Origin of the sequence: Amycolatopsis echigonensis, assembly GCF_014174495.1 — a bacterium.
In the GTDB taxonomy this organism is placed as follows: domain Bacteria; phylum Actinomycetota; class Actinomycetes; order Mycobacteriales; family Pseudonocardiaceae; genus Amycolatopsis; species Amycolatopsis echigonensis.
In genome coordinates this window covers 1-5607 of record NZ_JACJHR010000177.1, presented here as the reverse complement: position 1 = coordinate 5607, position 5607 = coordinate 1, and the positions used below count along the sequence as shown (strand labels likewise).

Annotated in this window: 7 protein-coding genes; all 7 read right to left on the bottom strand. The window is 70.6% G+C overall.

Annotation, left to right across the window (positions count from 1 at the left end; translation table 11 throughout):
• Positions 1 to 150: 150 nt before the first annotated feature.
• Positions 151 to 726: a suppressor of fused domain protein gene (locus H5411_RS45770; RefSeq protein ID WP_183127936.1), complete on the bottom strand. Its 576-nt coding sequence runs from the start codon at positions 724 to 726 to the stop codon at positions 151 to 153.
• Positions 727 to 729: 3 nt separating this feature from the next.
• Positions 730 to 921: a GH-E family nuclease gene (locus tag H5411_RS49505; protein ID WP_352252678.1), complete on the bottom strand. Its 192-nt coding sequence runs from the start codon at positions 919 to 921 to the stop codon at positions 730 to 732.
• A 116-nt stretch (positions 922 to 1037) separates the two neighbouring features.
• Positions 1038 to 1568, bottom strand: coding sequence for a DDE-type integrase/transposase/recombinase (locus H5411_RS45760; protein ID WP_183127934.1), 531 nt, complete (start codon positions 1566 to 1568; stop codon positions 1038 to 1040).
• 115 nt (positions 1569 to 1683) lie between these two features.
• Positions 1684 to 2094 carry a transposase gene (locus H5411_RS49500; protein ID WP_183127933.1) on the bottom strand — a complete coding sequence of 137 codons (411 nt, stop codon included), beginning with the start codon at positions 2092 to 2094 and terminating at the stop codon, positions 1684 to 1686.
• A gap of 74 nt (positions 2095 to 2168) precedes the next feature.
• A complete protein-coding gene (mftD, locus tag H5411_RS45750) occupies positions 2169 to 3413 on the bottom strand; it encodes a pre-mycofactocin synthase MftD (RefSeq protein WP_183127932.1) in 1245 nt (414 codons plus the stop codon).
• Positions 3410 to 4831, bottom strand: a complete 1422-nt coding sequence (gene mftF / locus H5411_RS45745) for a mycofactocin biosynthesis glycosyltransferase MftF (RefSeq protein ID WP_183127931.1) — start codon at positions 4829 to 4831, stop codon at positions 3410 to 3412. Before mftF ends, mftD begins: the two co-directional genes overlap by 4 nt.
• On the bottom strand, positions 4828 to 5607 hold a 780-nt coding region (locus H5411_RS45740; protein WP_220818350.1), incomplete at its 5' end, for a mycofactocin-coupled SDR family oxidoreductase. The genes H5411_RS45740 and mftF, both read right to left, overlap by 4 nt.

Sequence of the window (5607 nt, the reverse complement as noted above, 5' to 3'; positions counted from 1 at the left end):
AACCGGGGGAAGCTCATAGCTCGTCGATCGTCAGGTCATCGGTGACCTCCGTCGAGTGATACGACGTCCTCACCACCCGCGTCACGTCATGGAACGGGTGGTGATACGTCGTCGTCACAGTCGCCGCCGACGCAGGCTATGCCGCGCTGATCACCGACCACCCAGCGGGAGTTCGTCTCGATGAAGGTCCAAGAGGTCCGGGTCGTACTTGATCAACTCGTTCTCGAACTCTCGCCAGCCGTTCGCGCTCACGAACTGGGCTTCACTTCGAGAGATCGGTACTATCCAGACGATCGCGGCCCGGTGCCCGTCGTCGAGGTCCACTCCCGCGAAGCCGTCGTCGTAGTAGACCGGCGCCGCGGCGTACCAGGCTTCCATTATACTCCCAGGGACAAGCGGGCCTCGGGGGCCGATCACGTCCCCACGCAGAAGTGCCCGGCCCGAAGCCAGGAGTTCGTCGGCCACTTGGCCGACGAGGCCGGGGAGGTACTCCCCACCGGGGCCGCCCCGCTCACCGGCTACGAGTTCCAAGCGTAATTTCCGACCGGACTTCGGCGATACCAAGTCATGCCTGCTCAAGCCGATCGTCGAAAAGGATTCGACGCCTGGAATAACTCCCTTGGCGAAGGCGGCGACCCGGAACTCCCGCGGCCGTCCATCTGGATCCGTCGACCAGCCACCCGTGATAAGGCCCAGTCGTGCCTCCAAGTGCTCGATAAGTCCCATGCCTCATCCGCCGAATCTTGAGTCGTCGTTGCCGCCACTTCGGTTGCACGCCGGACACTCGAGGCTCGTCCCCTGCTGGTAGTCGTCCAGGACTTCCGCACGCGTCACGTCCGGCGCAAACCGGCGGTTGGTCCAGGAAGGATTGTGGCTGACATCCCAGTCCCGGGCCTGCCCGGGGGTCCGGGGCGGCACCATGACCTCGCCGACGCAGTTCGGCCCCTGAGTCGGACACATACGGCCGCCGCTGGGCCCTTCTGCAGCTTCTTCCCATGCAGCGCCCTCAGTTGCCGCGCGGAAGCCACCACGGCTGGTCACCAAGCCGGGAGCATTGGTACCGCGGAGCATCCCATCGCTGTGACGCCGATGAGGCAGCAACTACCGCGGTCGGCGTGGATGGTGTGCGGCTGACTGCCATTGCGGTTCATGGCGTCATTGAGGAAATCCTTCGCCGCGACCGCGTCCTCCGCGGCAGCGACCAGCCAGCCGGTGACATAGCGGGAGTAGATGTCGAGGATGACATAGCATTTGTACCAAATCCCTTTCGACAGTCCTTTCAGCGCGGCGATATCCCACGACCACACCTCACTCGGACCGCGGGCAACCAGCTCGGGCCGAACCCGGGCGGGGTGGGTGGCGAGGCGGCGACGTTCCCAGACCTGGCCGGCGGCGCAGGCGATCCGGTACATCGCGGAGACCGAACACCAGTACCGGCCCTCGTCCAACTCCCTGGCCCAGACCTGCGGGATCGCCAGATCCCGGCAGGCCGGGCTGGTCAGCAACCTCAGCACCAGGTCCCGCTCGGCGGCGTCCAGCGCCTGCGGCGGCGGCGCACGGGCAGCCACGGACCGGCCCCTTTTGGATTGGCGTGCCGGTAATGCGTCGCCCGTGATATCCCGGTCAGCGTGCATGATTTCTTCACCGGCACCCCTGCCGCGCGCAGTTCGGCGAACGCGGCCGTCAGGATGTCCTCGGCGGCTCGTCGCGCTCCGCGCTCTCGGAGAGTTCTTCCAAGAGCGCGTGTGCTTTTCCCATGATGTCGAGAGCCATCCGGGTTTTCGTCAAGTCGGAGGTCAGTTTCCGGTTCTGCCGGCGGAGTTTCTCCAACTCGATCTGCTCGGCCGATTTCTTGACCCGTTTCGCCGGTGTGCCCGACTCGGCTGGTTCACCACCCAGGCGTCCTGCGTCGCGAGCTCGTGTCCATTCGATGATGTGAGACGAATACAAGCCTTCCCGGCGCAGGATCGCGCCTTTCTCCCCATTCGGGGCGTTCTCGTACTCGGCGACCGTGGCGAGCTTGTACTCCGCGGTGAACACCCGACGCGACGGACGCGGCGCGGGGTCGGCCTGCTCCTCGCCGGACGAACCCACCCTCGGTCAGGAACCCCCGCTCACACGGGATGTCTCACACCAGTCTGACCAAGAGGGCTCAGGCTCGCACCCCACTAACAGGTGCTGTGAATGACCTCCAACTCGTCGTCCTCGAGGGGCACACTTACCTCGGCGCGAGCCGCCGTGCTCCCGCCGAGTTCGGCTTCGAAGCCGTCCGGCACGACGACGTCCTCGGGGCCGAGATCGTGAACGCTGCGCTTGCCCAACGCCAGCAGTGTCGAGTCGATCCCGTTGCGCAGCACGTCGAGGACGTTTTCCACACCGGTCTGCCCGCCTGCCGCCAGGCCCCACAGGTACGCGCGGCCGATCAGCACCGCACGAGCACCCAGTGCCAGCGCCTTCACGACGTCGCTGCCGCGGCGGATCCCGCCGTCCAGCAGGACTTCCACCTGCCCGCCGACCGCGTCGGCGATCGCCGGGAGGGCGCGGATCGTCGCCGGGGTGCCGTCGAGGTTGTTGCCGCCGTGGTTGGACACCGAGATCGCACTGACCCCCGCGTCCACCGCGCGGCGGGCCTCGTCGACCCGGATCACACCCTTGAGCAGGAACGGGCCGTCCCACTGCGACCGCAGCCAGGCCACGTCGTCCCACGTCGGCGGCGGGGTCTGCATCCACTGCCCGTACGCCCCGAAGAACGTGGGCACCTTTTCTCCGGGCTCCACCATGTTCGGCACGCCCAAGTCCGGCAGCCGACGAGTGCGCACGTAGTCCAGCAGCCAGCGCGGGTGCGTGATGCCTTCCGGCGCGAACCGCAGCAGCTCGCGGAAGTTCAGCTTCTCCGGGATGTGCGGGCTGCCCCAGTCGCGGCTGTGCGAGAACGACCAGTCCAACGTGAGGATGATGCCGACGGCCCCGGCGGCGCGGGCGCGGTCGAGGCGGCGCCGGATGTCGTCGCGGGTGCCCGTCCAGTAGACCTGGAAGTACGTGTTCGGGTTGGCGGCGACGACCTCTTCAATCGGCTTGCTGCCGAATGAAGACAACCCGATCGACGTCCCGCGCGCCGCAGCCGCGCGGGCTACGGCTACCTCACCGTCCGGGTGCACGGCCTGCACGCCCGTCGGGGAGATCAGCACCGGCAGCGCGACGTCCCGGCCGAGCACGTGCGTACCCAGCTCGCGAGCGCCGGAAAGGCCCGCGGTCCGGGGTGCGAAACGCAGCTCGTCGAACGCGCTCAGGTTGTCGGCCAGCGTCAGGCCCTTCTCCGAGCCGGCGATCAGCGCGGAGTACACGGAGCCGGGAAGCCGCTTCTTGGCGCGCCGCTGTGCCTCGGCGATGGACTCGAACCAGGTGGTGCTCATCGTTTTCCCTTCGGATCGAAGCGCAGGGTGCGCCGGACGAGGACCGGGCGAACCGGCTCGAGAGTGCGGTGGGTCAGGCAACCGGCCCAAACCCCGGCGCCGTAGGCGATGTCGTCGACGATCGCCGCCGCCGTGTACCGGACGGGGTCGAGGTCGCGCCTGTTCTTCGCCCACGCGGTCAGCGGCGGGCCGAGCAGCAGGTACGCCACGGCGGCTCGGCGCCCTCGTCCCCGCGGTACCAGCAGTCCCGCGAGCAGGGGCGCCGCGAATTGGGTGCCATAGCGGCCGCAGCCGAGCCACGTCTGGTGGACGGCGGTGGCCATCGCCCGCACGACGCCGTCCGTCGGCACGTCGTGGGCGCGCACGGTGCGGGCCGTACTGGCCACTGAGCCACCGAACGCCAGCGCGGCGAGCCCTGGACGGCGGGCCAGCAACGCCCCGACGGCCAGCGCCGGCCAAGGCTGCAGCGCCAGCGGCGCCAGCAGGTCCGGGTGCCGCTTGGCGAGCGGCGCGGCAGAGGTGCCGTAGCGGGCCCGGCGGCCGAGCAGGCCGCGCCAGGTTTCCGGTTCGTGGTGGCCGACCGAGACGTCCGGCGCATAGCGAACCCTGAACCCGGCGGTGTGGAGCCGCCAGACGAGGTCGACGTCCTCACCGACGCGCAGGTCCGGATCGAAGACCTCGCCGTCGACGGCCACGTCGGTCAGCGCGGCCCGGCGAACGACGAGCGCGGCCGTGGGCACGTACGACATCCGCGTGCCGGGCGCGACCCGCGCGGGGCGGTCGCCCAGGTCGAGGCTGCTCGCCACCCGGGTGTAGCGGCCGGCCCAGGTGTCCGGCGCCAAGGCGCGCACACGGGGCGCGACCGCGGCGACCAGCGGGTCGGCGAAGTGCGCCGCGAGCCGGTCGGTCCAGCCCGTGGTCGGCACGCAGTCGCTGTCCAGGAAGGCTGCCAACTCGGTGGCAACGTGCTCCAACGCGGTGTTCCGCGCGGCGCCGGGGCCACCGTTGACGTCACGGCGGACGAGCTTCGCCCCGCGCGCGGCCGCTACTGCGGCGACGGCCGCGGGGTCGCGGGAGCCGTCGTCGACGACCAGTACCGGGTGCCGGCCGTCGAGCCCGGCCAGGCAGCGGTCCAGCAGCTCTGCGCGGTCGCGAACGGGCACCACGACCGTGAGGTCGGCGGGCGCGTCCGGTTCGGGCGGGAGAGGGTGGGCGAGCCCCGTGTCGGTGAGCCGTCGGGCGAGCGTCCCGGCTGCGGCCGTCGAGACCGGTCCTTCGGCGAGTTCTCGCCAGGCGGCCTGCCCGGCCGCGGTCAGCCGGAGCACGCGCGCGGGGGAACCGCCGAAGATCAGGTCGCCGGTCAGGCGGCGGGTGTCCTGATCGAGTTCGAGCCGGAAGCCGGTCGGGAGGGGCGTCACAGGGCCAGTCCTCCGTCCACCGGTACGACCGCGCCGGTCATCGCGCTGCTGTCCGGCCCGGAGAGGAACGCCAGCACCGCGGCGACCTCCGCAGGGTCGAGGAGCCGGTGGACCGGTTGCTGGGCAGCGAAGGCGGCGGCGTCGGGCAGGGCGTAGAGCCGGGCGCTTTCGGCGAGGATCGGGGTGTCGGTGGACCCGGGGCTGACGGCGTTGGCGGTCACCCCGGTCGCCCCCAGCTCGGCCCCGAGCGCGCGGACCAGCCCGGCGACCCCGGCCTTCGCGGCGCAGTAGGCGGCGAGCATCGGCAGGCCGCGGGTGGCCGCGGCCGACGCGACGGCCAGGAACCGGCCGGACCGAGGCTGCGGCCGCCGCAGCAGTGCGGGCACCGCAACGCGAGCCAAGTTGACGACACCGTTCAGGTTGACGTCGAGCACCGCCTGTTCCTGTTCGAGCGGAACTTCCCACGCCGGCGCTCCCCCGGCGACGACGCCCGCGGCCGCGATCGCCACGTCGAGCCCGCCCCACCGGCGTTCTGCCTCGGCGACGGCGGCAGCCATCGCCGAGGGATCCCGGACGTCGGCCACGAACGGTTCGACGTTCCCGCCTGCCTGCTCGACGACGGCGGACAGATCGGCCTTGCTCCCCATCGAGTACGGAAGCGCCGGGTCGTCGGTTGCGACGTCGACCGCGAGAACGGTGTAGCCCCGCCGGGCCAGCTCCAGTACGGTCGCGGCGCCGATCCCCCGGGCCGCACCGGTGACGAGGGCGGTTCGCGC